Below are 237 nucleotides of genomic sequence, written 5' to 3'. Positions count from 1 at the left end.
TCACATAACAAGCAATTCAAGTGGATTCTCAACGCGTGGCAGTTTTACTATGCGTTAGGTAAAGTGTTTTATGGTGCAATGCAGCGGCTTGGTCAGTGCGTTGTTCACCACTTAATTGGGCGTTATGCTTTTCGGGAGGATATATGGAAGTTTCGCTGTATGGCGCAAAAGGCTCGAATAGCTCTGAAAGGGTGGAGTGGGTACTGAATTTTAAGGGTATACATTACGATAGAATTG

General features: G+C 43.5%; 1 protein-coding gene. It reads left to right on the top strand.

What is annotated here, in order from left to right; genetic code table 11:
- Positions 1–143 precede the first annotated feature (143 nt).
- A partial coding sequence (locus AACW06_RS20685; RefSeq protein ID WP_272956780.1) for a glutathione S-transferase N-terminal domain-containing protein occupies positions 144–237 on the top strand: 94 nt, incomplete at its 3' end.

Source organism: Vibrio sp. S12_S33 (assembly GCF_963889785.1).
GTDB classification, from domain to species: Bacteria; Pseudomonadota; Gammaproteobacteria; order Enterobacterales; family Vibrionaceae; genus Vibrio; species Vibrio aestuarianus.
The sequence above is the reverse complement of the archived record's forward strand: the minus strand, read 5'-3'. Positions and strand labels throughout refer to the sequence as shown.